General features: G+C 73.0%; 14 protein-coding genes. 10 read left to right on the forward strand and 4 right to left on the reverse strand.

Features of this window, described 5'->3' with window-relative positions:
- Positions 1 to 412: 412 nt before the first annotated feature.
- Complete coding sequence (locus Vse01_RS03115; protein ID WP_170863363.1) at positions 413 to 979, reverse strand: dienelactone hydrolase family protein; 567 nt, start codon at positions 977 to 979, stop codon at positions 413 to 415.
- A gap of 109 nt (positions 980 to 1,088) precedes the next feature.
- A complete protein-coding gene (gene paaI / locus Vse01_RS03120) occupies positions 1,089 to 1,532 on the reverse strand; it encodes a hydroxyphenylacetyl-CoA thioesterase PaaI (protein WP_198413149.1) in 444 nt (147 codons plus the stop codon).
- Between the two features lie 276 nt (positions 1,533 to 1,808).
- Between paaI and Vse01_RS03125 the strand changes: the two genes are divergently transcribed.
- Together Vse01_RS03125 and Vse01_RS03130 are read left to right on the forward strand one after the other, a co-directional pair.
- Entirely contained in the window at positions 1,809 to 2,567 is a 759-nt protein-coding gene (locus Vse01_RS03125) for a class I SAM-dependent methyltransferase (protein WP_093402645.1), read from the forward strand.
- Between the two features lie 119 nt (positions 2,568 to 2,686).
- Positions 2,687 to 3,391: an MBL fold metallo-hydrolase gene (locus Vse01_RS03130; RefSeq protein ID WP_239104266.1), complete on the forward strand. Its 705-nt coding sequence runs from the start codon at positions 2,687 to 2,689 to the stop codon at positions 3,389 to 3,391.
- A gap of 18 nt (positions 3,392 to 3,409) precedes the next feature.
- On the opposite strand, the gene Vse01_RS03135 is transcribed toward Vse01_RS03130, so the two are convergent.
- Together Vse01_RS03135 and Vse01_RS03140 are read right to left on the reverse strand one after the other, a co-directional pair.
- The gene (locus tag Vse01_RS03135) at positions 3,410 to 3,745 is read right to left on the reverse strand and encodes a hypothetical protein (RefSeq protein ID WP_093402817.1); all 336 of its coding nucleotides are present in this window, start codon (positions 3,743 to 3,745) and stop codon (positions 3,410 to 3,412) included.
- Between the two features lie 118 nt (positions 3,746 to 3,863).
- The gene (locus tag Vse01_RS03140) at positions 3,864 to 5,129 is read right to left on the reverse strand and encodes an MFS transporter (RefSeq protein WP_093402643.1); all 1,266 of its coding nucleotides are present in this window, start codon (positions 5,127 to 5,129) and stop codon (positions 3,864 to 3,866) included.
- 146 nt (positions 5,130 to 5,275) lie between these two features.
- Between Vse01_RS03140 and Vse01_RS03145 the strand changes: the two genes are divergently transcribed.
- From Vse01_RS03145 to Vse01_RS03180, 8 genes are all read left to right on the forward strand, one after another.
- Positions 5,276 to 6,259: a LacI family DNA-binding transcriptional regulator gene (locus Vse01_RS03145; protein ID WP_093402816.1), complete on the forward strand. Its 984-nt coding sequence runs from the start codon at positions 5,276 to 5,278 to the stop codon at positions 6,257 to 6,259.
- A gap of 50 nt (positions 6,260 to 6,309) precedes the next feature.
- Positions 6,310 to 7,467, forward strand: coding sequence for an FAD-dependent monooxygenase (locus Vse01_RS03150; protein ID WP_093402642.1), 1,158 nt, complete (start codon positions 6,310 to 6,312; stop codon positions 7,465 to 7,467).
- Positions 7,468 to 7,636: 169 nt separating this feature from the next.
- A complete protein-coding gene (locus tag Vse01_RS03155) occupies positions 7,637 to 8,443 on the forward strand; it encodes an LppM family (lipo)protein (protein WP_093402641.1) in 807 nt (268 codons plus the stop codon).
- An 83-nt stretch (positions 8,444 to 8,526) separates the two neighbouring features.
- Positions 8,527 to 8,862, forward strand: a complete 336-nt coding sequence (locus tag Vse01_RS03160) for a hypothetical protein (protein ID WP_093402640.1) — start codon at positions 8,527 to 8,529, stop codon at positions 8,860 to 8,862.
- A gap of 12 nt (positions 8,863 to 8,874) precedes the next feature.
- Positions 8,875 to 9,483 (forward strand): glycine zipper family protein, encoded by a 609-nt coding sequence (locus Vse01_RS03165; RefSeq protein ID WP_093402639.1) that lies wholly within the window; start codon positions 8,875 to 8,877, stop codon positions 9,481 to 9,483.
- A complete protein-coding gene (locus tag Vse01_RS03170) occupies positions 9,480 to 10,169 on the forward strand; it encodes a carboxypeptidase regulatory-like domain-containing protein (RefSeq protein ID WP_093402638.1) in 690 nt (229 codons plus the stop codon). The genes Vse01_RS03165 and Vse01_RS03170 overlap by 4 nt, the downstream gene beginning before the upstream one ends.
- A 30-nt stretch (positions 10,170 to 10,199) precedes the next feature.
- Entirely contained in the window at positions 10,200 to 11,444 is a 1,245-nt protein-coding gene (locus Vse01_RS03175) for a phage tail sheath family protein (RefSeq protein ID WP_093402637.1), read from the forward strand.
- Between the two features lies 1 nt (position 11,445).
- Positions 11,446 to 11,925 carry a phage tail protein gene (locus tag Vse01_RS03180; protein ID WP_093402636.1) on the forward strand — a complete coding sequence of 160 codons (480 nt, stop codon included), beginning with the start codon at positions 11,446 to 11,448 and terminating at the stop codon, positions 11,923 to 11,925.
- The last annotated feature ends 544 nt before the right edge of the window (positions 11,926 to 12,469 follow it).

Here is a 12,469-nt window from a genome sequence, read left to right on the forward strand (position 1 = left end):
CCGTACGGTCACCGGGGGCGACAGCGGAAGCCTGCCCGTACCGGAGGGTGTCCGTCGGGTCGTGGAGGCCCGGCTGGATCGTCTCGACGCCGATGCGCGTGCGGTCCTGACGGCCGCCGCGCTCGCGCCGGGCCGCACCGGGGCGGAGCTGGCCGAGGTTCTCGACTGGCCGCGGACCCGGGCGGCGGCGGAGCTGGCCACCCTGACCCGCGACGGCCTGCTGGTGCACCGGCCGGCCGGCGGTTACGACGTCGCCGATCCGGTCCTGCGGCAGGTCACCGACGCCCGGCTGCCCCGAGCGGTGCGCGCCGTGCTCGCCCGGCGGATCGACCAGGTCACCTCGGCGGCCGCCACGATCGCGAGCCGGATGGTGGAGCGGACCTGCGCCGCCGCCCCCCGGTCGACGGCCCGGTCAGCGGTGCTGAAGGAAGGCCAGCACCCGATCCCAGGTCAGCTCGGCAGCGACCGGGTCGTGGTCGACCACGGTCGGGTCGGTGAAGAGATGCCCCGCCCCGGGATAGCGGTGCACCACGAGATCCGCTCCGGCCGCGACCATCTCCCGCTGCCACTGGTCGACCTCGTCGGGCGGGTCGTAGGCGTCCGGGTCGGCCAGGTGCAGGTGCACCCGGAGGCCGGGACGGACCGCCGCCGGGGATCCTCCGGTGCCGTGCAACAGCAGCAGGCCGGCGGTGTCGGGTCGTTCGGCCAGCAGCGCGCCGGCCACCCCGGCACCCATCGAGAACCCGGCGAGCACGGTGTCGGGCGGCAGCCCGTCGAGCGCCGCGCGGGCCCGGTCCAGAACTGTCTGCTGGCCGATCCGCTCCAGCAGGGCGAAGCCCGCCGCCACGGAGTCGACGGCGGGCACGCCGTACAGGTCGGGCGCGTGCACCTGATGGCCGGCGGCGCGCAGCCGGTCGGCGGCCGCCAGCACCGCCGGCCGCAGCCCGTACACGGAGTGGAAGAGCACGACGTGTCCCATCGGGACATCGTGCCCGACGCCCGGGACCACCACGGAGCGGCGCGCACGGGATCCGTCCCGGGCGGAGCGTGGATCCGCGTCGGCTGGAGCAGCGGTGCCGGATCCGGGGTCAGCGTCCCTGGCCGGCCGTCGGTGCCCGGTCCCGCTCCCCCGGATCCGATCCGCCAGCGTCAGGGGGAGCTGCCGCGCGCAGGGTCCGGCTCTGGCCACGGAACTCCGCGACCACCTCCCCACCCTCCCGGCTCACGGTGACGTCGTAGATGCCGCTGCGGCCGTACCGGGTGCGCTCGTTGGCCCGAGCGACAAGCACGTCCCCCTGGCGGGCCGGGCGGATGAAGGTGATGTCGGCTCCGGCGGCGACGGTGGCCGGACCATGGCTGTTGCAGGCCAGGGCGAACGCGGTGTCGGCCAGTAGGAACACGTAACCGCCGTGCGCGATGTGGTGTCCGTTGACCATGCCGTCGGTGATCCGCATCCGGGCCACCGCGCTGCCGTCGGCGGCGCTGAGCAGCTCGATGCCGAGCCGGTTCGAGGCCACGTCGGCGTCGAACATCTCGTGCGCGGCGGTGCGCTGAGGGTCCACCTTGCTTCCAGTCCGTTCCGGCCGGGCAGCTCGCCCTCGCCACGGGACATCATGGCACCGCCGGCGGGCGGGCGTTCGGGGAGGCTGGCCACGGGCGGGCGCAGGTGCTCGCGGAGACACGATCGGGCCGGACCAGGTCATCCCGGTCCGGCCCGATCCGATCATCGCCATGCCATCCTCCCGTAGTTGCAAAAGATTGGCAACAAGCCTGGACAGGCGAGCCGTCTAGTAACTAGCGTGCTCGCCATGAGTCCTTACATCAGCAATGTCGCCGCCTGGCAGGAAAGTTGGGACCGCCAGCAGGAGGCGTACATGCCGGACCGCGAGCAGCGGTTCACCGTCATGCTCGACGCGGTCGACGCCATCCGCGAGGCCACCCCGCCCCGGCTGCTCGACCTGGCCGGCGGCACCGGCACCATCTCCCTGCGGGCCCTGCGACGTTTCCCCGACGCCGAGATCACCCTGGTCGACCTCGACCCGGCACTGCTCGCCCTCGCCACCGCCTCCCTCGGCGAGCAGGCCACAATCGTCACTGCCGATCTGGGCCGGCCGGACTGGACCACGGCGCTGCCGCACCGACGCTACGACGCCGTGCTCACCGCCACCGCGCTGCACTGGTTGCCCGCCGACCGGTTGCGCATCCTCTACACGGAGATCCGCGACCTGCTCCGGCCGGGCGGTCTGTTCGTCAACGCCGACCACATGCCCGACGGCGACCTACCCGAGTTGACCAAGCGGCTGCTCGCCCGGGGCGAGGAGCACCGGGCGGCCCGGTACGCCGCCGGTGCCGTGCTGTCGTGGTCGCAGTGGTGGCAGCAGGCCGAGCAGGACCCGACGCTGGCTCCGCTCGTGCAGCAACGCCACGCCATCTACCCGTCCGGACACAGCCCGGAATGGATGCCCCCGGCCTCCTGGCACCTCACCGCCCTCAAAGACGCCGGATTCACCGAGGTCGGCACCCTCTGGCGCGGCGCCGCCGACGCCGCCGTCGTCGCGCTCCACTGACCTCGCCTTTCGCGATCATGCAGTTGTGGGCGTTGCTTGCTCCGCATTCGCCCCACTCGTCCACTGCCACAACTGCATGATCGCCGGGGGCGGGGAGTGGGGGTTAGGGTGCGGTGGTGGTGGCGTTCGAGCATCTTGCGGGGCGGGTCTGGCTGTGTGCGGGTGAATCCGACCCGGAGTTCGTGCAGGCGGGCGTCGCGGTGATCAGCGACGAGCGGGGCAGCGTACTTGTGGACGCGGGACAGAGCCCGTCGCACGCTCGTGAGATCCAGGTCGCGTTGCGCGCCGCCGGTCTAGAGGCACCCCGCTGGCTGGTCTACACCCACCACCACTGGGACCACGTCTGGGGCGCCTGCGCCTGGCCGGACGTGGAGATCATCGGACATGTCAGCGGCGCGGAGTTGCTACGCGCGGAGGCGACCCGGCCGTGGAGCGTCCGGTACCTCCGCGAGGAGGTGCTCCGCAACCGGCGGCTCGGGCCGAGCTACCGGGCTCGCGCGCTGGCCGTCGACTCCTGGGACGAGTTGCGGGTGCTACCGCCCAGCCGCGTCTTCACCGACGAGGTGGAGTTGCCCACCGGCGTGCTGGCGCGCCACGTCGGCGGCCGGCACGCCCCGGACTCCACCGTCGTGGTGGTACCCGACTCGGGGGTCATGCTGCTCGGGGACAGCTGGTATCCACCGCCGGCGCACCTGCGGACACCGGCGGACGAACCGGACCTCGCGCTGGTCGGACGGCTGCTCGACGACGACATCGGCTGGTACGTCTCCAGCCACAGCCCGCCGTTGACCCTCGACGAGGCCCGGGCGGCGATCACCGGCTGAGTCGGCAGCACGGTCGGCTCAGCGGGCGCGACGCTCCGGATGGGCCCGGTTCCAGGCGCGCATCCGATCCGGGTACCCGACCTTGGCGGCCTCGTAGAGCGGGATGGCGTGTTTGCGGGCCAGAGCGCCAGCGGCGCGCGGCGTGCCGGTGCGGCGGCGGATCCACTCGCCGTCGTGGGCGATGGCCATCACTGTGGTGTCGGTGGCGGTTGTCTCCGGCTCCAGGTAGAACTCCACCCCCTGCCGGCTGGTGGCGAAGCGCTCAAGCGCGGCGAGGTCCTCGGGGGTGCCCTCGCGGTCGAGTTTCGTCGGGGTGCCCTGCGCGGCTCGTGACCGCCGGCTGAACCAGCCCATGCCCGGCTCCTCTCCTCGGCGTGACTCCCAGTGCAGCACCGTCACCTGGCAGATCCCTGTGAGCCGGATGAGAATCCCCCGTCGGTAGCCAACCGACGGCGGCACCGCCACCGGCCCGCTACGCGTCGGGTTGCGCCGAGCCCGCCCGCGCCGGCGCCCCCGTGCCGCCGGCGACGGGCGGGCGAGCCGCCGGGACCAGCAGGAGGGTCGGCAGCAGGAGCAGCGGTACGACCAGCAACGCCCGCAACGTGCCGACCTGGTCACCGAGCAGACCCAGCAACGGCGGCCCAGCCAGGAACGCCGTGTAACCGATCACCGCGACCACGCTGACCCGTACGTGCGCGTGCTCCTCCTCGTCGGCGGCGGCGCTCATTCCCACCGGGAAACCGAGCGAGGCACCGATCCCCCACAGCGCGACGCCGACCACCGCGACCGGACCGGACCCGGCGAGCACCGCCAGGCCGGCGCCGACGACGGCGAGCAGGATCGTGGTGGTCAGCACCGGCCCCCGTCCCCAGCGGTCCAGCGCCACCGTCCCGGCGGTGCGGCCCAGCGTCATACCGACCACAAAGACGCCGAAGACCGCCGCGCCGGCCGCCTCACTGAAGCCGTAGCCGTCGATGAAGGCGACCGCGAGCCAGTCGTTGGCGCTGCCCTCGGCGAACGCCGCCGCCAGCACCAGCAGGCCGATGAGCAGGGTGCGCGGCTCCCGCCAGGCGGCCAGCAGTCGACTGCGACGCCCGGTCGGGGTGCCGTCCGCCGCCGGTTCGGCCGGCAGGAACGCGCGCGCCCCGAGCAGCGTGCCGCCGAACACCACCGCGGCCAGCACACCGAGGTGCACGGCGACCGGGACGCCCAGGCGGGCGGCCCCCGCGCCGACGCCCGCGCCGGCCACCGAGCCGAGGCTCCAGGCGGCGTGGAAGCGCGGCATCACCGTCCAGCCGAGTCGCCGTTCGACCGCCGCGCCCTCGATGTTCATCGCGACGTCGCAACTGCCCGAGCCGTACCCGAGGGCGAACAGGCCCACCGCCACCCCGGGCAGCCATCCGGCCACGCCGGCCGAGATCCCGGCGATGGTCAGCCCGAGCGCGACGAGCAGGGTGGACGCCGCCACCGCCCGGGCGGCACCGAGACGCTGGGTGACCAGACCGGCGGTGGGCATGGCGAGGATCGCACCGAGCGACATGGCGAGCAGCAGCAGGCCGAGCCGACCCGGGGTGAGGCCGAGTCCGTCGCGGATCGCCGGCACCCGGGCGAACCAGGTGGCGACGGCCAGTCCGTTGAGCGCAAACACGACCGCCACACCGTTCCGGGCGGCCAGCACGGCACGGGACGGGCCAGCGCTGGTCGGCGGGGTGACAGGGGTGGTGACGACGGGGTCCATCCGGTCCTCTCCTCGGGCAGTACGACGATCACACACCTGGGAGCGCTACCACCACAATCCACCTCCGGTCCTTACCAGCGGCCGTCGGGCACGGCATGATGCTGATGGGCGCCCAGGCGGGCGGGAGCAACAACGGGGAGAAGTTCATGACGACGGCAGCGCGCCGCCCGGCCACCCTCGACGACGTGGCCCGGGCCGCCGGGGTGTCCCGTTCCACGGCGTCCCGGGTCCTCGCCGGCAACGGTTTCGCGTCACCTACCGCCCGCGAGCGGGTACGCACCGCCGTGAACCTGCTCGGCTACGTGCCGAATCCGGCGGCCCGGGCCCTGGTGCACGGTTCCGGCGTACGGCTGCTGATCGCGGTGGCGGGCACCGGCCCGGCTGTCCTCGACGACCCCTACGTCGACCAGGCGGTCGCCGCGGTGGCCCGGGCCTGCACGCCGCACGGTCTGGGCGTGGCGGTGCAGTGGGTGCCGTTGGGAGCGCCGGAGCGGCTGACCCAGTTGACCGAGGACCGGGGCGTGGCCGGCCTGGTCCTGCTCAACACGACCCCGGCGCTGCTGGACCTGGTGCCGCGCCGGCTGCGCGGCCGGGCCGTGTCGATCGGGATCGGTTCGGCCACGGTGCCGTCGGTGGACATCGACAACGGCGGGGGCACCGCGGCAATCGTCCGCCACCTGTACGACGCCGGACGGCGACGGATCGCCATGGTCACCGGTCCCCGCTGGCTGGCCTGCGCCAACCGCTCTGTGGGGGCGTACCGCAGGCTGCTGCACGACGCCGGCCTGCCGGCCCGGGAGGTGGTCGGCGACTTCAGTGCGGCCCGAGGTTACGCCGCCGCTCGGGAGGTGCTGCGACGCTGGCCGGACACCGACGCGATCGTCGGGATCAGCGACGCGACGGCGCTCGGGGTGATCGGACGGCTCCGGGCCGACGGCATCCGGGTGCCCGAGGACGTCGCGGTGACCGGATTCGACGACATTCCGCTGGCCGCGACGGTGGCGCTGACCACGGCCAGTCACCCGGTACGGCAGATCATCACCGCGGCCGCGACCATGGTGCTGGAGCATCGCGAGGCGCCGGAGACGACCGTCTTCCCCTCGGCATTGGTCGTCCGCGGCAGCGCCTGAAGGGTCAGCCGGTCTCCTTCCGGCTTCTACAGGCGTAGAAGGGAGTCGCCGTGGCGGAGCGGCATGCGGTCGTGGCCGGGGCGGGCATCGGCGGGCTGGCCGCCGCCCTCGCCCTGCACCGACGGGGCTGGCGGGTCACCGTGCTGGAGCAGGCCCCCGAGCCGCGTGAGGTCGGCGCGGGAATCACGCTGATGGCGAACGCGGTACGCGGGCTGGACGCCCTCGGCCTCGGCACCGAGGTACGCCGGCTGGGGCGTGACGGCGCCACCGGCGGGCTGCGCACCTGGGACGGGCACTGGCTGTCCCGGGTGGACGCGGCCGAACTGGAGCGCGTGCTCGGCACCACCGCGCTCGGCGTGCACCGGGGCGCGCTGCACCGGGCGCTGCGCGAGGCGCTGCCGGCCGACGCGCTGTGGACCGGCTGCGCGGTGCGGGACGCCGACCCGGCCAGCGGCACTGTGCGCTACCGGCGCGACGGTGAGCCGGCTGAGATCTCCGCCGACCTGGTGGTCGGCGCCGACGGGCTGCGCAGCACGTTGCGTACCCGGCTCTGGCCGGACACTCCGCCACCGGCGTACTCCGGCTCCACCGCCTGGCGGGCGGCGATCGCCTTCGACGGACCGGTCCCCGCGGCGGTCAGCTGGGGACCGGGCAGCGAGTTCGGCACCGTCCCGCTCGGCGACGGGCAGGTCTACTGGTACGCCGCGATCACCGCCCCGCCCGGCCGGCAGGCCGTCGACGAGCTGGCCGAGGTACGCGAACGCTTCGGCCGCTGGCACGACCCGGTACCGGCGCTGCTCGCCGCCACCCGACCCGACGACGTGCTGCGCAACGACCTGTACCACCTGGCCACGCCGCTCCCCCGCTACGTGCGCGGCCGGGTGGCCCTGCTCGGTGACGCCGCCCACGCCATGACCCCGCATCTGGGGCAGGGCGCCTGCCAGGCGATCGAGGACGCGGTCACGCTTGGCGCGCTCGCCGGTCCGGAGGCCGACGTTCCGGTGGCGCTGCGCGCGTACGACCGGCTGCGCCGACCCCGCAGCCAGGCCATCGCCCGCGCGGCCGCCCGCACCGCCCGGTTCGGACAGGAACTGCGACACCCGGCGGCCATCGCGGTACGCAACGCGATGCTGCGTCTCACACCGAGCCGGACGGCGCTGCGGGGCATGGCGAAGCACGCCGACTGGTATCCGCCGAGGCCGGACTGACGCCAGACCCGACGCAATCCGATCAAGAAATTGCGGTCAACCTTTCAGAATATCGATTTTCCCGGTTCGCGACCTCGGCCGAATGTGACGGGGTGCCGGTAAGATCGGCGACTGGCATGTGACTGATCGCTGACTGATGACTCGGACGGCGAGAGCACACACTGAGCCCATGAATACGAGGCTCGGGCGCTTCAGCACACTCCGCGGCGCGGCGTGCCTCGTACTGGTGGCAGCCCTTTCCGGCTGCATGCAACTCAATGCCGGGCTGACCGTCAACCCGGATGACACGGTCAGCGGTCAACTTCTGCTCACGGCCGAGCGTAACGTCCTGACCTTGAACAACAGGCCGGTCGAGGCGGGCTTCGCCGAGTTGCGACAGAACATCCCGGCGCTACCCACCGGGCCGGAGACCCGATACGAGGACGCCACCCACTTCGGATCTCTGATCAACTATCGGAACGTGCCGCTTGCCGAATTCGACAGCGAAAGTCTGAGCATCGTCCGTACCGACGACCGGTACGTGTTCACCCTTCCGCTGGACCCGAAGAAGTACGGCGGAAAAGTGGCCGAGCAGGACCCCAAGAATCAAGAGCGATTCATGTTGTTGATGTCGTTCGAGATCGCGGTGACCTTTCCCGGCCGCGTCCTGGACGCCAGCACCGGCGGTCAGGTCAACGACCGGACGGTCACCTGGCGGGTCAATCGCAACGAGCCGAAGCCCGTCGAGCTGCGCGCCGTCGCCGAGGCGCCGCCGCGCCCGTCTCCGGCGGCCGGCGCGGACTCCGGCGGCAGGTTTCCCTGGCTGCTGATCGTCGTCGGCACCGTGGTACTGCTGCTCGTCGCGGTGCTTGTCGCGTTCCTGCTCCGCCGTTCCCGCACCGGCGGTTCGCCGCCTCAGAGCGCCACACCCCAGGTCGGCGGAGCCACCCCGGTGACGCCGGCCGTCACGAATCCCGGCCCGCCGGACGCCGGCTGACGGCCGGCCTGCCGCCGCCCACCGAGGACGGCAGCGAACCCACACCCCACCCCGCAGTACGCAACACCGAAGGGGGATCGGCGATGAACGATCTCTTCACCTGGGCGGCCCTGGGCAGCCTCACCGGAGCCAGTGCCGCGACGCTGCTCACCACAAACGTCATCGGCGGACTCATCGGCCCGAGCGCCGACAAGGCCCGCAAGTGGATCGCGCTGGGCATCGCCCTCGCGCTGTCGTACCTCACCGCGGCCTTCGCCACCGAGGCCGGCGCCGAGAAGTGGATCATTGCGTTCTTCAACGGGCTGGTCATCTTCTCCGCCGCGCTGGGCGTCAACCAGTTGCCCCCGGGCAACCGGCAGGCGACGCCGACCCAGCTGGCCCAGGGCAATGAGCCCCGGTTCATCCGCTCGTGGGCCTGAGCGGAGCCGGCCATGGTCTTCGGAATCTTCAGCGCCGCCGCTCACGTCGCCGCGGGCGCCGTGCTCGGCCAACTCGTCGGGGGCAGCCTCGGGCTGCTCATCGGGGCGGTCATCGGCCTGCTCGTCGGCGCGGTCTTCGGCTGGGCGGTCGCCGCAGCCGAGGTCTACGCGGTCAGCCCGCGCGGTGTCCTCCTCTTCGTCGTCGATCACACCTGGAGCCTGCTGAACACCCTCGTCGGTGCGATCTACCTGGCCCTGCACCTGGTGTTCGGCCACTCGCTGGACCGGGCCACCTCCCGGCACAGCTGCCGGGTGAACGTGGTCGAGGGGGTCTCCCCCCGCTACGCCACCACGCTCGGCACGGTCTGCGCCGGCTCCGGCCCCGGCATCCAGCGACACGAGGACGTGCACATCTTCCAGGCCCGACTGCTCGGCCCGCTGTACATCCCGCTGGTCGTGGCCAACTACGTGCTGTTCACCATCGCGCCGATCTGGCTGCTGTACCACGACCACACCGGCGCACCGATCAACCGCTTCACCCGGTACTTCGAGATCGGCGTCTACCCGCACGTGTGGAACGAGGCCATCGCGTACCGGATCCAGGGGACGCCGCCGCGATGACCGACGGTCCGATCTGTGCGGCCACCACCGAGTTGGTGGCGTGGCTGGCCGGGGCGGTGGGAGACACCGTCCCGGTCGGCCCGCCCGGACCCGAGGCCGATCCGAGCCGGTTGACCCTGTGGCCGCTTGACGTCCGGCCGGCCCGGCAGACCCGGGGCAGCGGCAGCGGCCCCGAGCCGTACCGGTTCACGGTGCGCTACCTGCTGGCCGCCGGTGGCCCGGAGGCGCTCACCGCGCTGGACCGGGCGCTCGTCGCGGCCACCGGAACAGACGGCCGCACGCTGGTCCTGGAGGCCGGCGACCCGGCCCTGTGGGCGGCCTTCGGTGCGCCGCCCCGACCGGCCTTGCTCATCGACGTGCTGGTGCAGGTCACCCATCCGACCCGGCCGGCCGCACCGGTCCTGCGACCGCTGCGACTGCGACAGCTGGAGATGCTCTCCTTCGACGGGCGCGTCGTCGGCCCCGCCGAACAGCCCCTCGCGGCGATGCGGGTCGAGGTCGTCGGTCAGCCGTACGCGACACGGACCGACCCGACGGGCCGCTTCCGGGTCGTCGGCGTGCCCCACGACCCGGACCGGCCGGCACCGGTCCGGCTCCGGCTCACCGGCCGGGGACAGGTGCTCACCGCCGAGGTCGATCCGACCGAACCCGACATCGTCATCGTCTGCCCGCCGCCGACTCCCTGATCCGCCGACCCGACCTGCACGGGAGGACCGATGCCCACCTACTTCTCGCCCGGCATCTACGTCGAGGAGGTGCCCAGCGGTGCCCGGCCGATCGGACCGGTCGGCACCAGCACGGCGGCCTTCGTCGGGGTCGCGCCGGACCGTACCGCCCATCTCGGTGCGGCCCTCGCGGTGAACAACTGGACCGACTTCCTCCGCCTGTACGCCGACGGTGACGAGTTGGAGAGCACGCCGCTGGCCCGGGCCGTCTTCGGCTTCCTGGACAACGGCGGCACCCGCTGCTGGGTGGTGAACGTCGGCGAAGGCGGTGCCGTCTCCGGCACCGGCCGCAAGCGCGCCGGGCTTGACCTGCTGGAAGCGGTCGACGAGATCTCCATCCTGGCCGCGCCCGGCTTCCACGACCCGGTCTCCCACGAGGCGCTGCTGAGCATGGCCGAGCGCACCCGCACCATGGTCGCCATCTGCGACCCGGTGCCCGACATCGACGACATCTCCACCCTCACCCGGGTCGCCACGCCCGGTTCGGGCCGCCCGGCGAAGCCGAGCGACACCAGCGAGCCGGACACCCCCGCCGGATCCGGCGGCGGAGGCAGCGGGAGTGCTCCGGTGGCGCACCGCCCCCGACAGTCCGACTTCGGTGCCCTCTACTACCCGTGGCTGCGGGTCCGCGACCCGCTCAGCGGCGAGCTGGTGCTCACCCCGCCGAGCGGGCACGTCGCGGGCATCTGGGCCCGTACCGACGCCCTGCGCGGAGTGCACAAGGCACCCGCCAACGAGCCGGTACGCGGCGCGGTCGACCTGGGCCACCTGGTCACCCGGGCCGAACACGACGTGCTCAACCCCCGGGGCGTGAACGTCATCCGGTACTTCCCCGGCGAAGGCATCCGGGTCTGGGGTGCCCGCACCCTCGCCGCCGAGGCCAGCGAGTGGCGGTACCTCAACGTCCGGCGGCTCTCCATCGCCATCGAGCAGGCCATCGCCAACGGCACCCGGTGGATGGTGTTCGAGCCGAACGACTACACGCTGTGGCGGTCCATCCGGCGGGACATCGGTGCCTTTCTCACCCGGGTGTGGCGTGACGGGGCGCTGCTGGGACGCACACCCGAGGAGGCGTTCTTCGTCAAGTGCGACGAGGAGACCAACCCGGCCGACGTCCGCGACGCCGGCATGGTGGTCGCCCACATCGGCATCGCCGTGGTCAAGCCCGCCGAGTTCGTGGTGTTCAAGCTGAGCCAGTGGGCCGGTGGCACCGAGACCGAGACGATTGGAGGCTGACATGCCGACCACGGCCACGCCGCAGCCGGGCACCCCGGTCGACCCGTACCGGGCCTACAACTTCAAGCTGCTGGTCAACGGGGTGACCAACGGCCACTTCACCGAGGTCAGCGGGCTGGAGGTGAACATCCCGGCGGTGCCGTACCGGGAGCAGGGCAACGACCGGATCCGGATGGTCCCGGGCCAGGTCGAGTACGGGCCGGTCACCCTGCACTTCGGCCTCACCGCGTCGCGGGAGCTGTGGGACTGGGTGCACGCTGTCGCCCGGGGCACGGTCAGCCGCCGCAACGTCTCGGTGGTGCTGCTCGACGCCGCCGGCACAGCGGAGGTGCTGCGCTGGAACCTGATCAACGCCTGGCCGACCAACTGGCGCGGCGCCCACCTGAACACGCTCGGTCAGGAGATCGCCATCGCGGCGCTGACGCTGCGCTACGAGAGCCTGGAACTGGAGGCCGGTGGTGCCGCGCCGACGCCCGCGTAGCTGGCTGGCCGATCGTCTCCGGTCCGCGGCGGCTGCCGTGCACCGGCTCGCCGGTGCGGTCGACTCCCCCGCCCCGGGGCCGCCGGCCGGCCCGCCCGCGAGGTCGGGCGGGGAACCGGACACCATCGATCGTGCCGTCGCGGCCACCCTCGCCGAGCCCCACGGTCGGCCCCGGCGACCGGGGCAGCCACCCGAGCACTGGCTGCGGGTGGTCACCGCCCACGCCCCCGGCCTGCTCCGGGACCTGGCCCTCGACCCGCCGCCGGCCGGCACGTACCACCATGGGCCGGGCTTCCGCGAATCGGACGGCGACGGCCGGTCGGAGGAATGTTTCGCCGATCCGGCGGGCGAGGGTGGTTTGGACGGTCCGGGGCGTCGACCCGCGACGACGGTCGAAGGAGCCGGTCGGCACGCCGAGCGCCCCGGCGCGGCGACCGGTCCGGACCCGACCGCCGACGCCCCCACGGAGCACTCCCCGACGTCCGGGCCGGCACCGGCCACCCACTCCCCCACGTCCTTTGCTCTGCTTCACCCCACGCACCAC

The sequence above is a fragment of the Micromonospora sediminimaris genome (assembly GCF_016863575.1).
Lineage (GTDB): Bacteria > Actinomycetota > Actinomycetes > Mycobacteriales > Micromonosporaceae > Micromonospora > Micromonospora sediminimaris.